Genomic DNA, 12,521 nt, shown 5'->3' with positions numbered 1-12,521 from the left:
CATCATGGCACAAGCACTCACGCGACTGGTGACTGGAATAGCGGGGCTCGATGCGCTGCTCAAGGGCGGTCTGGTCGTGGGGGCTTCCTACATCATTCAAGGGCCGCCCGGCGCCGGCAAGACCATTCTTGCCAACCAGCTGGCGTGCGGCCACGTGCACCAGGGCGGCCGGGTGCTGGTAGCGACCCTGCTCAGCGAATCCCATGAGCGGCTGTTCCAGTACCTGGCGACCCTGGAGTTCTTCGACCCGGCGCTGGTCGGCGACCAGATCCAGTTCGTCAGCGCCTTCGACACCCTCGAACAGGAGGGGCTCGATGCGGTGGTCAGGTTGCTGCGCCAGGAAATCGGCCGGCAGCAGGCCAGCTTGCTGATCGTCGATGGGGTACTCAACGCCCGCGTGCGCGCAGAAACCGCCCTGGACACCAAGAAGTTCGTCTCGGAGCTGCAAGGCCATGCGGCGTTTGCCGGCTGCACCCTGTTGCTGCTGACCAGCGGGCGGCTGGATGAAGGCAGCCCCGAGCACACCATGGTCGACGGGGTGATCGAACTAAGCGAACAATTGATCGGCAGCCGCGCCGTGCGCCATATCCAGCTACGCAAGACGCGTGGCAGCGGGGCCTTGTCGGGGCGTCACGAATGCCTGATCGACGAGGCGGGGATGCATGTCTTTCCGCGCCTGGAGGCGCTGTATGGCCACCCCAGCCAGCCGGGCAGCACCACCTTCACGCGGGTTACCACGGGTATCATCACGCTCGATGAAATGCTCGGTGGCGGGTTGGCCGCCGGCTCGACCAGCCTGTTGATGGGGCCTTCGGGGATTGGCAAGACATCCTTGGGCCTGGCCTTTCTCGGCGCTTCCAGCGTCGAGGCGCCTGGCCTGCATTTCGGCTTCTACGAAACGCCTGACAGGCTGCGCCTGAAGGCGACCTCGTTGGGCTACGATTTCGCTGCGCTGGAGCGTCAAGGCGCCTTGCAGCTGTGTTGGCAGCCGACCACCGAAGGCTTGCTCGACCAGGTCGGGGCGCGCCTGCTGGAGCAGGTCGATCGCTGTGGCAGCAAGCGCGTGGTGATCGACAGCCTCGGCGCGTTCAGTCGCCTGGCAGCTGACCCGTCACGGCTCAATGCCTTTTTCACGGCACTGACCGGGGAACTGCGGGCGCGCGACATCACTGTCATGCTTACCTGGGAGATGCGCGACATCTTCGGCTCGGAGATCACCGCGCCAGCGCCGGACCTGTCGAGCATCGTCGACAACCTCATGCTCATGCGCTTCGTCGAGCTGGACTTGCAACTGCAGCGCATGTTGTCGATGCTCAAGGTGCGTGACAGCCATCATGACCCAGCGTTGCACGCACTCCATTTCGGTTCGCAAGGCATCAGCCTGCGCAATGTTTTCGAGGGCGCCTGCGGTGTACTCTCGGGTACGGCGGTACCCCAGGGAAGTGGGTGACGGGGTCGATTGATGAATACCATCCTGATCGTCGATGACGAGTACCTGATCGCCGATATCCTCGGTTTTGCCCTGGAGGACGCAGGTTTTCTGGTGGAGAAGGCGAGCAACGGGCGCAAGGCCCTGGAAGCGCTCACGGAAAAACGCGTGGAGCTGGTCATCACCGACTACATGATGCCCCTGCTCAACGGCGAGGAACTGGTGAGGGAGATTCGGGAGGAGCTGAAACTGCTCGACCTGCCGGTGATCCTCATGAGCGGCGCCCAGGCCAGCCAAGGACGTCCGGAGCTGTTCGCCGCGGTGTTCGACAAACCCTTCGACATGGACAAGATGATTGCCAAGGTGCGCGAACTGCTGGACACCTGACTTTCAGGTGGCAGCGGGAATAGGCCCTACGGGCGCTCAAGCGCATCCGTGCGACTTGTAGCTGGCCGGTCAGTGCTGGTCGTCGTGCTTCTCGGGGGCCGGGTTGCCAGCCTGGATACGCTTGAAGATTTCCTCACGGTGCACCTGGACATCCTTCGGTGCATCGATGCCAATCCTCACCTGCATCCCTTTGACGCCCAGAATGGTGACTTTGATGTCGTCGTTTATGACGATGCTTTCGCCAACCTTACGGGTGAGTATCAGCATGTAGTTCTCCTTGGTGATGTAGAAATCCGCCTGGCCATTGCCGCAGCGGTGGGAGCCTGTCCCTCTTCCTTCTCATTAAAGACGCTTTCGGCGGATAGTAATTCCCCGAAATAGAAAATCTGTTGTGTGTCTTTAGTTGCAGGTGCCGATTCAGCGCGCCACTGGCGCGTCGACGAAGGTGCTCGACGGCAAGGATAGGGGGGTTCGACGCGTATGGGAAATTTCTCTGCATCATGGCCGGAATAGGCGCGGTCAATCGGCGCCTGCCTCCTCCAGTGCCTGAAGAAACAGTAGCAGCGCCACCTCTTCAGGGTCCAGGCCCTTGCGCACACGCCGGCTTGGCAGGTCGGCCAGGCGCCCCAGGGCGTAATGTTCCAGCACCGCGGGATGGATGTAACAGCGCCTGCAAACGGCCGGCGTGTTACCCAAGCGCTCGGCGACTTGCTTGACGATGCTGCTGACCTGGCGCTTGGCCTCGCTTTCCGGCTCCCAGGCCAGCGGCTTGAGCAGGCTCAACGCCAGGCTGCTGCCGGCCCAGGTGCGGTAGTCCTTGGCGGTGAAGTCGGCGCCGGTCAGTTGCTGCAGGAACTGGTTGATCTCGCTGGAGCCGATGCTGTGGCGCTGGCCGTCGTCGTCCAGGTACTGGAAAAGCGCCTGCCCGGGCAGCTCCATGCAGCGCTTGAGCAGGCTCGCCAGGCGCCGGTCGCGCAGGGTGACATTGTGCTCCACGCCGCGCTTGCCGCGGAACTGGAATCGGATGGTACTGCCCTGCACCTTGACGTGGCGATTGCGCAGGGTGGTCAGTCCATAGGACTTGTTATCGCGCAGGTAGCGCTGGTTGCCGATGCGGATCAAGGTGTGATCCAGCAGGCTGACCACCAGCGCCATGACTTTTTCCCGGTCATGCCCCGGTCGGGCCAGGTGCTGTTCCAGCTGCGCACGCAGCCTGGGCAAGGCCTGGGCGAAGGCCAGCATGCGCCCGTACTTGTGCTCGTCGCGCAGTTCACGCCAATCGGCGTGATAGCGATACTGCTTGCGCCCCCGGGCATCGCGGCCGGTGGCTTGCAGATGGCCCTGCGGGTCGGCGCAGATCCACACGTCGGTATAGGCGGGCGGGATCACCAGGGCGGCGATGCGCGCCAGCGTCTCGCTGTCGCGTACCCGCTCGCCCTGGGCGTCGAGGTAGATGAAGCGCCCGCGCCAGCGGCGGCGACTGAGGCCGGGCTGGCTGTCGTCCACGTAGTGCAGGCTGGGTGGCAAGGTGCAGTCGAGCATCGGCGGCTGGCCTCATCAAGGTCACTGAGCAATGGACAACAACCGTGCGCCCGATGCTCAGCCCAGCAGTGCCACCGACTTGATCTGCGCATACAGGGCCTGGCCTGTGTGCAGGCCGAGCTGGTCTGCGGAGAAGCGCGTGATGCGCGCCAGCAAGGCCGTGCCGCCGGCGTCGAGGCTGACCAGGACATGGGCCGGGTTGTCTGCCGGGTGGGCTTCGCGCACGCGCACCGGCAGCCGGTTGAGGATGCTCGAGGTGCTGTCCGCCGCCAGGGCCAGGCTGACGTCCCGGGCCTGCACCTTGATACGCAAGGTACTGCCCATGCTGCGCGCCGGATGGGCGATGCGCAGCACGGGGGCGGCGCTGCCGGGCAGGCGCAGGTCGAGCAGGTCGTACTGCGGGTCGTGGCCGACCACCAGGCCCTCGAACACCACGCCTGCATCCTCTCCCTGGGCCAGCGACAGGTCGAGCCGGGCCAGGGTTTCGCCGATCGGCCCGCTGGCCATCGCCCGTCCTTGTTCCAGCAACACCAGATGGTCCGCCAGCCGCGCCACTTCGTCCTGGGCATGGCTGACGTAGACCAGCGGGATGTCCAGTTCGTCGTGCAGGCGTTCCAGGTACGGCAGGATCTCGCGCTTGCGGGGGGCATCGAGCGCGGCCAGGGGCTCGTCCATCAGCAGCAGGCGCGGGCTGCTGAGCAGTGCGCGCGCGATACCGACGCGCTGCGCCTCGCCGCCGGACAAGGTCGCCGGCCGGCGTTCGAGCAGATGTTCGATGCCCAGCAGTTCGCAAGCCTGGTCGAGGCCGACCTTGCGCTGGCTGGCGGCGATCCGGCGCCAGCCGAACTCCAGGTTGCCGCGCACCGACAGGTGCGGGAACAGGCTGGCCTCCTGGAACACATAGCCCACCGGGCGCAGGTGCGGCGCCTGGAAGTAGCCGCGGGCAGTGTCTTCCCAGACCTCGCCGTTGACTTCGATATAGGCACTGGCGGCTCGCTCCAGCCCGGCCAGACAGCGCAGGCACGAGGTCTTGCCCGAGCCGGAATGGCCGAACAGCGCGCTGATGCCGCGACCGGGCAGGCGCAGGTCGACGTCCAGGGTGAAGTCGTCACGCGCCAGTTGCAGGCGCGCCACAATCGATCTGCTCATTTCAGCTCCAGCCAACCTTGCCGCGGCGCCCGGCATACAGCAGGAGCAGCACCAGGAACGAGAACACCAGCATGGCACCGGCCAGCCAGTGGGCTTGCGAATAGTCCATGGCCTCGACGTGATCGAAGATCTGCACCGAAACCACGCGGGTCTTGTCGGGGATATTGCCACCGATCATCAGCACCACGCCGAATTCGCCCACGGTGTGGGCAAAGCCGAGGATGCTGGCGGTGACGAAACCGGGGCGGGCCAGTGGCAGCACTACATGGATGAAGGTGTCCCAGGGGCTGGCGCGCAGTGTCGCCGCCACTTCCAGCGGGCGCTGGCCGATGGCGGCAAAGGCATTTTGCAGCGGCTGCACCACGAACGGCATGGAATACACCGTCGAACCGATCACCAGGCCGCTGAAGCTGAACACCACGGTACCCAGGCCCAGTGCCTGGGTAGCCTGGCCAATCCAGCCATGCGGGCCGAGGGCGATCAGCAGGTAGAAACCGATCACCGTCGGCGGCAGCACCAGTGGCAGGGCCACTACCGCACCCACCGGCCCGCGCAGCCAGGAGCGCGTGCGCGCCAGCCACCAGGCGATGGGTGTGCCCAGCAGCAGCAGGATCAGGGTGGTCAGGCTGGCCAGCTTGAGGGTCAGCCAGACAGCACCCAGGTCACTGGCATCGAGTGGCATCAGAGCTCATAGCCGTAGGACTTGATCACTTTGGCGGCTTTCGGGCCTTTGAGGTATTCCACCAGCGCCTTGGCTGCCGGGTTGTCCTTGCCCTTCTCGAGAATGACCGCGTCCTGGCGGATCGGCTCATGCATGTCGGCCGGCACGATCCACGCCGAACCGCTCTCGACCTTGCCGTCCTTGTAGATCTGCGACAGGGCGACGAAGCCCAGTTCGGCGTTGCCGGTGGAGACGAACTGGAAGGCTTGGGTGATGTTCTGGCCTTCGACGATCTTGCCCTTGGTGGCCTCGGTCAGTTCCAGCTTCTTCAGTACCTGCGTGGCGGCCAGGCCATAGGGTGCGGCTTTGGGGTTGGCGATGGACAGGTGCTGGAACTGGTTCTTCTTCAAGACTTCGCCTTTGCTGTCGACATAGCCCGGCTTGGGCGACCACAGCGCCAGCGTACCGATGGCGTAGGTGAAGCGCGAGCCAGGGACGGTCGCTTTTTCATCTTCCAGCTTTTTCGGGGTGGTGTCGTCGGCGGCCAGGAACACTTCGAACGGTGCGCCGTTCTTGATCTGTGCGTAGAACTGCCCGGTGGCGCCATAGGCGGCGACCAGCTTGTGCCCGGTGTCTTTCTCGAAGTCCTTGGCAATGGCCTGGATCGGCGCGGTGAAGTTCGCGGCGACCGCGACCTGAACCTCGTTGGCCCAGGCGCTGTTGAGGGAGATAAGGCTGGCGAGGGCGGTGGCGGCCAGGTGGGGCAGGCGGATGCGCATCAACAACTCCTTGGGTGGTTATCGTTATGGTGTGAACTATATAGCGATAGGCCATTTGTCGGGAAGGGGCTGTTGGCGTGAGGTCGTGTCGCTGGCGGCGGTTTTATCGCCCGAGCTGCGCCAGCGCTTTCTCGGCAATCTCCAGGGTCAGCTGCCCGGCGGGCAGGGGTTTGCCCAGGCGCAATGCCTGCCCCGACCACAAATTGGTGAAATCGCTGTTGCCCTGCGGGTCGCTGATCGCCCGCAGCGGCATCAGCGCCCCCCCCGCCAGCGGGAACGCCGGCGCCAGCTCGCTCATCGGGCCCAGCTCACGCATGATGCGGTTGTTGATGCCCCGTGCAGGGCGACCGGTGAACAGGTTGGTCAGCGCCGTGTCGCTGGCTGGCGCGCTGTCCAGTGCGCGGCGATGGGCTGCCGATACCTTGGCCTCGGGGCAGAACAGGTAGGCCGTGCCCATTTGCACGGCGCTCGCGCCAAGGGCCAGGGCTGCGACCAGGCCACGGTGGTCGCCGATGCCGCCTGCGGCAATCACGGGCAGGTGCACGGCATCGGCGATTTGCGGCACCAGGGCGAAGGTGCCGATCTGGCTGGTGATGTCGTCGCTGAGGAACATGCCGCGATGGCCCCCGGCTTCATAGCCCATGGCGATGATCGCATCGCAACCGCGGGCCTGGAGCCAGAGTGCTTCCTCGACCGTGGTGGCACTGGACAGCAGCTTGGCGCCCGTCGCCCGGACCCGCTGCAGCAAGGCCGGTTCAGGCAAGCCGAAATGAAAGCTCACCACTTCCGGGCGAAGCTGTTCGACCAGCTGGCAGCTCTGCTCGTCGAACGGCGCACGATTGGAGACCGGGGTGGGCGCCTGGAAGTCGGCACCGACTTCCAGGTAGTAGGGCTCGAGCGCCTGTTTCCAGCGCTCGGCGCGCTTGGCATCAGGGGCTGGCGGCTGGTGGCAGAAGAAATTCAGGTTCAGCGGCCGACCCGGGCAGGCGGCGCGAAAGGCGGCGATCTCGTCCCGTACCTGCTCGCCGCCGAGCATCGCGCAGGGCAGGGCACCCAGGCCGCCGGCGCCGGCCACGGCGATGGCCATGGCCGAACCGCTGGCGCCGGCCATCGGCGCCTGGAGGATGGGCAACTCGATGCCCAGCAGATCGAGGATACGATGGTCGGGCCAGTTGCTCATGCGCTGCTCCTTGTGTGCGGTTCTACAGGGCCTTGCTGACCTGGATGTCGCTGATCTTGTCGGCGTCCTCGCCGTGGATCTTGCGCAGCGCATCGAGCGCCTGCTCGTGCGAAGCGTCGGGCATCGTGGCGAAGTCCCAGCGGCGCTGGCCGTCGAGCTTGTACTTGATCACATACTTGGTCTGGGTCATGGCAGGCGTTATCCGAGTTTCGACGACGAGCGGCGAATGATCTTGATCTTGTGGGTGAGGGTCGGCTTGCGCGTGACCGAGATCGGGCGCGTGGTCACGGTGTCGAGGGTGATGTTCCAGAAACCGGTGCTGGGCACGGTGATCCTGGCCGGGAAACGCTCGAAGTGGCCGCCGTGGTAGGTGTGCCGGCCGCCGTTCTTGAAGCTGCGGAAATTGGCGTCGTTCATCAGGCGGATATTGCAGCGCTGGGAGCACTCGACAACGACGATGTCGTCCTCGTTCAGGTGCTCGCGCTGGTGTACGAATTTCATGGGGTGCTCCGCAAAGTCTGGTTCTGCAAACGCAAACGATACCACGATGTGGTGACCGGCTGGCGGAGCGCTATGCCTGGGCGAAGATAAATCTGCCAAAGCGGGGAGCAAAAACGCCTGGCCGTTGTCTGAGCGGGTTCTTGACAGCAGAGGTGCGGCAAATGAAGTGGATGGCAGTGGCGTTGTTTCTGGCGCTGGGGGGGTGCGTCAGTGTTTCGGAACTGGAGCAGTCCCACGAAACGCTGGACGTGATTTCTGGCAAGACGCCGCGTGAATATGCCGACTGCGTCAAGCAGCAGCTGGCCGACAGCCGTGACCCCCTGGTGGAAGAAAAGCGCGACGAAGGCGTGCGCCTGATCGTGCCGCAGAAGCTGTCGGCCGGTGCCGGGCCCGCGGCGCTGGTGGATATCCACAAACGCGGGAGCGGCAGCAGCATCAAGCTGCACGAGCGCCTGAACAACTTCCCGCTGCGCCTGGGCGATGTGCGCACGGCGGCGACGGTGTGCATTTCGGGCAGTTGACCTGGCGCAAGTAAAGCGCGCTTAGCTGGTCCCTGGGCGGGCCCGGCGTTGTTGCGAATTGCCTGACACGGCTAGTATCCATTTGCTTATGTTTTTTAAGCTTAAGCTTATAACAAAAGAAATGGAGATTCGTGATGACCCTGATGAGTCGAGTCGTGATCGGCAGCATGCTGGTCCTGGCCTGGCCGCTGGCGTACGCCGCCGATGGCCAGAAGATCTTCACCCAAGGTGGGGCCAACCCTGCCGCCATGGCCTGCCTGGGCTGTCATGGCGCGGACGGCAAGGGTATCGCCGCTGCCGGTTTCCCGCGACTGGCGGGCTTGCCGGCCGGCTACTTGAGCAAGCAATTGCATGACTGGCGGGCCGGTACCCGCAAGCAGCCGGTGATGGAGCCACTGGCCAAGGCATTGACCGACGATGAAATCCAGGCGGTCAGTGGTTATCTCGCCAGCCTGCCGAGCGACCCCGCACCGGACCATCGCCGGCAGCAGATTGCCGACGACCCCACCGCACGCCTGGCCCTCTATGGCGACTGGAATCGACAGATACCCGGGTGCGTGCAATGTCATGGGCCCGGTGGCGTCGGTGTCGGTGAACACTTTCCGCCGTTGGCCGGGCAGCCTGCCTCGTATCTGATCGCGCAGCTCAATGGCTGGCGCGATGGCAGCCGCAGCAACGACCCCAATCAGCTGATGGTCGGCGTGGCCAAGGCCATGACCGATGACGAGGTCAAGGCGATCGCCGAGTACTTCGCCACGTCCAGCCATGCGCAGGTGAAGCCATGAGAACACTGCTGCCAGCCCTGTTGCTTGCGGCCATCGGCAATGCCGTCGCCGCGCCCATCGCCATGGAAGATCAGTCCCAGCTGCAGGTCCCAGGCGCCCAGGCGGCCCCGCAATTTGTCCCGCCTGCCGAAAGCGAGCTGCCGGACAACGCCTTCGGCAGGATGGTGCGCGAAGGCCATGCACTGTTCGTCGATACCCGTCGATTGATGCCCGAGGCCGTTGGCAATGGTCTCAATTGCAGCAACTGCCACCTCGACCAGGGACGCCTGGCCCATGCCGCGCCGATGTGGGGTGCGTACCCGATGTATCCGGCGTATCGCAAGAAGAATGACAAGGTCAACACCTTTGCCGAGCGCATCCAGGGCTGCTTCCAGTTCAGCATGAACGGCAAGCCGCCGACGGCTGACAGCCCGCAGATGACGGCGTTGTCGGTGTATGCCTACTGGCTGTCGAGCAAGGCGCCCACGGGCGTGGAAATCGCCGGCCGCGGATACCCCGAAGTGCCTCGACCCAAGGGCGGCTACGACTTCAAGCGCGGCCAGCAGGTATACGGCGAGCAATGCGCAATCTGCCATGGCGACAACGGGGAGGGGCAGAAAGTGGCTGGTGACTATGTGATGCCACCGTTGTGGGGCAAGGATTCCTACAACTGGGGCGCTGGCATGCACCGGATCAACACGGCGGCATCGTTCGTCAAGTACAACATGCCACTGGGCAAGCCGGGCAGCTTGAGCGACCAGCAGGCCTGGGACGTGGCCGCCTGGATCAACCGCCATGAGCGGCCCCAGGACCCTCGCCTGGTCGAAGGCTCGGTCGAGAAGACCCGGCTCAAGTTCCACGCCAACGACGGCGTGAATCTCTACGGCCAGCAAGTCGAAGGGGTACTGATCGGGCGTGGAACCGGTAGTTGACGGGCTCCACGGTGATCCCTTGGGCAGCGCAGCCTTTTGCCAGGGCAGGGGTTGCGCTTGCCGCCAGCATCCGCTGGGCGTAAAAATTGTGATCCGCCGGAACTATCTACACTGGGTTATCTCTATGACTGGCATCGGTCGACCGCAGGCGGGGCATTGTAAGGTGACTGCCGCCTGATTAGACTGCGCCGAATTCCACAGGCCCTGCCTTTGTTTAAGGACGTATATGATCAAGAAATGCTTGTTCCCGGCAGCCGGTTACGGCACCCGCTTCCTGCCTGCTACCAAAGCCATGCCCAAGGAAATGCTGCCGGTGGTCAACAAGCCACTGATCCAGTATGGCGTTGAAGAGGCGCTGGACGCTGGCCTGAACGAGATCTCGATCGTCACCGGTCGCGGCAAGCGCGCCCTGGAAGACCACTTCGACATCAGCTACGAGCTGGAAAACCAGATCAAGGGCACCGACAAGGAAAAATACCTGGTCGGTATCCGTCGCCTGCTGGACGAGTGCTCGTTCTCCTACACCCGCCAGACCGAGATGAAAGGCCTGGGCCACGCCATTCTGACGGGGCAGCCGCTGATCGGCGACGAGCCGTTCGCCGTGGTCCTGGCGGACGACCTGTGCGTCAACCCGGAAGGTGACGGCGTACTGACCCAGATGGTCAAGCTGTACAATCAGTTCCGCTGCTCGATCATCGCCATCCAGGAAGTCGACCCGCAGGAAACCAACAAGTACGGCGTCATCGCCGGCGACATGATCCGCGACGACATCTTCCGTGTGACCAACATGGTCGAGAAGCCGGCCCCGGAAGATGCACCGTCGAACCTGGCGATCATCGGTCGCTACATCCTCACCCCGGATATCTTCGACATCATCAAGAACACCCCACCGGGCAAGGGTGGCGAGATCCAGATCACCGACGCGCTGATGCAGCAGGCCCAGAACGGCTGCGTGATTGCCTACAAGTTCAAGGGCAAGCGTTTCGACTGTGGTGGTGCAGAAGGCTACATCGACGCCACCAACTTCTGCTTCGAGAACTACTACAAGACCGGCAAGGCGTACTGATTCGCCACGGCAGGTCGCAAAAGCCACCCTTCGGGGTGGCTTTTTTGTTTGCAGCCGGCAACGGCGGTATGCTGGGCGCCAGCCTAGGAGACTGAATACATGGCCTACGATTTTGATCTGTTCGTGATTGGCGCCGGTTCCGGCGGTGTGCGTGCGGCGCGTTTCGCCGCGGGCTTCGGCGCGAAGGTGGCGGTGGCCGAAAGCCGTTACCTGGGTGGCACCTGCGTCAACGTCGGCTGCGTGCCGAAGAAGCTGCTGGTCTATGGCGCGCATGTCGCCGATGAGCTGGAGCAGGCTGCCGGCTTCGGCTGGACCCTCGAGGAAGGGCATTTCGACTGGGGCACGCTGATCGCCAACAAGAACCGCGAGATCGAGCGCCTCAATGGCATCTATCGCAACCTGCTGGTCAACAGTGGCGTGACGCTGCTGCAAGGCCATGCGCGTATCACCGGGGCCAACGAAGTGGAGGTGGAAGGCCAGCGCTACAGCGCCGGGCACATCCTCATCGCCACCGGCGGCTGGCCACAAGTGCCGGACATTCCAGGCAAGGAGCTGGCCATCACCTCCAACGAGGCTTTCTACCTCAAGGATTTGCCGCGTCGGGTACTGGTGGTGGGCGGCGGTTACATCGCGGTGGAGTTCGCCGGCATCTTCCAGGGGCTGGGCGCTGCGACCACCTTGTTGTACCGCGGTGACCTGTTCCTGCGCGGCTTTGATGGCTCGGTCCGCAGCCACCTGAAGGAAGAGCTGGAAAAACGCGGCATGGACCTGCAGTTCAATGCCGACATCCAGCGTATCGACAAGCTCGAGGATGGTAGCCTCAAGGCCACCCTCAAGGATGGTCGCGAGCTGCTGGCCGATTGCGTGTTCTATGCCACTGGCCGGCGGCCGATGCTCGACGACCTGGGCCTGGAAAGCACTGGCGTAGAGCTGGACGAGCGCGGTTTCGTCCGTGTCGACGATCAGTACCAGACCACCGCGCCGTCGATCCTCGCCATCGGCGACGTGATCGGCCGTGTGCAGCTCACCCCGGTAGCCCTGGCCGAAGGCATGGCCGTGGCGCGGCGGCTGTTCAAGCCCGAGCAATACCGCCCGGTGGACTACCAGAACATCCCCACTGCGGTGTTCAGCCAGCCGCCGATCGGTACCGTGGGCTTGACTGAGGAGCAGGCCTTGCAGGCCGGGCACAAGGTGCAGATCTTCGAAAGCCGCTTCCGCGCCATGAAGCTGACCCTCACCGACATCCAGGAAAAGACCCTGATGAAGCTGGTGGTGGATGCCGAGACCGACAAGGTGCTGGGCTGCCACATGGTTGGCCCCGATGCCGGCGAGATCATCCAGGGCCTGGGTGTCGCGCTGAAGGCGGGTGCTACCAAGCAACAGTTCGACGAGACGATCGGCGTGCATCCGACCGCAGCCGAAGAGTTCGTCACCATGCGTATGGCTACCCGCTAGCCACTGTGGGCAGGGAATATGACCTCGGGTAAACGGGGTCTTATTTCCTACACTGGCGCTGTCTATTTCGTTTGGCTGACTGTTGAGTCATCCTACATTTTTGCTTGGTCACCTTACTGATACTTCACCGCGCCGCGAAAAGCGGTAGCAGCTCG

General features: G+C 63.9%; 15 protein-coding genes. 7 read left to right on the top strand and 8 right to left on the bottom strand.

Annotation, left to right across the window (positions count from 1 at the left end):
* Nucleotides 1–4: 4 nt before the first annotated feature.
* Entirely contained in the window at nucleotides 5–1,450 is a 1,446-nt protein-coding gene (locus PPL01S_RS14170) for an ATPase domain-containing protein (protein ID WP_028625809.1), read from the top strand.
* Nucleotides 1,451–1,462: 12 nt separating this feature from the next.
* Nucleotides 1,463–1,816 (top strand): response regulator, encoded by a 354-nt coding sequence (locus PPL01S_RS14165; RefSeq protein ID WP_016391551.1) that lies wholly within the window; start codon nucleotides 1,463–1,465, stop codon nucleotides 1,814–1,816.
* Nucleotides 1,817–1,885: 69 nt separating this feature from the next.
* On the opposite strand, the gene csrA is transcribed toward PPL01S_RS14165, so the two are convergent.
* The 8 genes from csrA to PPL01S_RS14130 all read right to left on the bottom strand — a co-directional run bounded on the left by csrA (nucleotide 1,886) and on the right by PPL01S_RS14130 (nucleotide 7,628).
* Nucleotides 1,886–2,083 carry a carbon storage regulator CsrA gene (gene csrA, locus PPL01S_RS14160; protein ID WP_008089330.1) on the bottom strand — a complete coding sequence of 66 codons (198 nt, stop codon included), beginning with the start codon at nucleotides 2,081–2,083 and terminating at the stop codon, nucleotides 1,886–1,888.
* A 252-nt stretch (nucleotides 2,084–2,335) separates the two neighbouring features.
* Nucleotides 2,336–3,358: a DNA topoisomerase IB gene (locus PPL01S_RS14155; RefSeq protein WP_016391550.1), complete on the bottom strand. Its 1,023-nt coding sequence runs from the start codon at nucleotides 3,356–3,358 to the stop codon at nucleotides 2,336–2,338.
* 57 nt (nucleotides 3,359–3,415) lie between these two features.
* Complete coding sequence (modC, locus tag PPL01S_RS14150; RefSeq protein ID WP_016391549.1) at nucleotides 3,416–4,507, bottom strand: molybdenum ABC transporter ATP-binding protein; 1,092 nt, start codon at nucleotides 4,505–4,507, stop codon at nucleotides 3,416–3,418.
* A gap of 1 nt (nucleotide 4,508) precedes the next feature.
* Entirely contained in the window at nucleotides 4,509–5,189 is a 681-nt protein-coding gene (gene modB, locus PPL01S_RS14145) for a molybdate ABC transporter permease subunit (RefSeq protein ID WP_028625810.1), read from the bottom strand.
* A complete protein-coding gene (gene modA, locus PPL01S_RS14140) occupies nucleotides 5,189–5,947 on the bottom strand; it encodes a molybdate ABC transporter substrate-binding protein (RefSeq protein WP_028625811.1) in 759 nt (252 codons plus the stop codon). Before modA ends, modB begins: the two co-directional genes overlap by 1 nt.
* Before the next feature lie 103 nt (nucleotides 5,948–6,050).
* The gene (locus PPL01S_RS14135) at nucleotides 6,051–7,127 is read right to left on the bottom strand and encodes an NAD(P)H-dependent flavin oxidoreductase (protein ID WP_028625812.1); all 1,077 of its coding nucleotides are present in this window, start codon (nucleotides 7,125–7,127) and stop codon (nucleotides 6,051–6,053) included.
* Between the two features lie 22 nt (nucleotides 7,128–7,149).
* On the bottom strand, nucleotides 7,150–7,317 hold the full coding sequence (locus tag PPL01S_RS25405; RefSeq protein WP_016391545.1) for a hypothetical protein: 168 nt from the start codon (nucleotides 7,315–7,317) through the stop codon (nucleotides 7,150–7,152).
* Between the two features lie 8 nt (nucleotides 7,318–7,325).
* Complete coding sequence (locus tag PPL01S_RS14130) at nucleotides 7,326–7,628, bottom strand: DUF1883 domain-containing protein (RefSeq protein ID WP_028625813.1); 303 nt, start codon at nucleotides 7,626–7,628, stop codon at nucleotides 7,326–7,328.
* Nucleotides 7,629–7,789: 161 nt separating this feature from the next.
* On the opposite strand from PPL01S_RS14130, the gene PPL01S_RS14125 reads away from it, so the two are divergent.
* The 5 genes from PPL01S_RS14125 to gorA all read left to right on the top strand — a co-directional run bounded on the left by PPL01S_RS14125 (nucleotide 7,790) and on the right by gorA (nucleotide 12,366).
* On the top strand, nucleotides 7,790–8,149 hold the full coding sequence (locus PPL01S_RS14125; protein WP_016391543.1) for a hypothetical protein: 360 nt from the start codon (nucleotides 7,790–7,792) through the stop codon (nucleotides 8,147–8,149).
* A 134-nt stretch (nucleotides 8,150–8,283) separates the two neighbouring features.
* Complete coding sequence (locus tag PPL01S_RS14120) at nucleotides 8,284–8,934, top strand: c-type cytochrome (RefSeq protein WP_016391542.1); 651 nt, start codon at nucleotides 8,284–8,286, stop codon at nucleotides 8,932–8,934.
* On the top strand, nucleotides 8,931–9,845 hold the full coding sequence (locus PPL01S_RS14115) for a c-type cytochrome (protein ID WP_016391541.1): 915 nt from the start codon (nucleotides 8,931–8,933) through the stop codon (nucleotides 9,843–9,845). The genes PPL01S_RS14120 and PPL01S_RS14115 overlap by 4 nt, the downstream gene beginning before the upstream one ends.
* Before the next feature lie 226 nt (nucleotides 9,846–10,071).
* Nucleotides 10,072–10,911, top strand: a complete 840-nt coding sequence (gene galU / locus PPL01S_RS14110) for a UTP--glucose-1-phosphate uridylyltransferase GalU (RefSeq protein WP_016391540.1) — start codon at nucleotides 10,072–10,074, stop codon at nucleotides 10,909–10,911.
* Nucleotides 10,912–11,010: 99 nt separating this feature from the next.
* Complete coding sequence (gorA, locus tag PPL01S_RS14105; RefSeq protein ID WP_028625814.1) at nucleotides 11,011–12,366, top strand: glutathione-disulfide reductase; 1,356 nt, start codon at nucleotides 11,011–11,013, stop codon at nucleotides 12,364–12,366.
* Nucleotides 12,367–12,521 lie beyond the last annotated feature (155 nt).

This window comes from Pseudomonas plecoglossicida NBRC 103162 = DSM 15088 (genome assembly GCF_000730665.1).
Lineage (GTDB): Bacteria > Pseudomonadota > Gammaproteobacteria > Pseudomonadales > Pseudomonadaceae > Aquipseudomonas > Aquipseudomonas plecoglossicida.
Note: the sequence above shows the minus strand (reverse complement) of the source record. Positions and strands in the feature narration are given on the sequence as shown.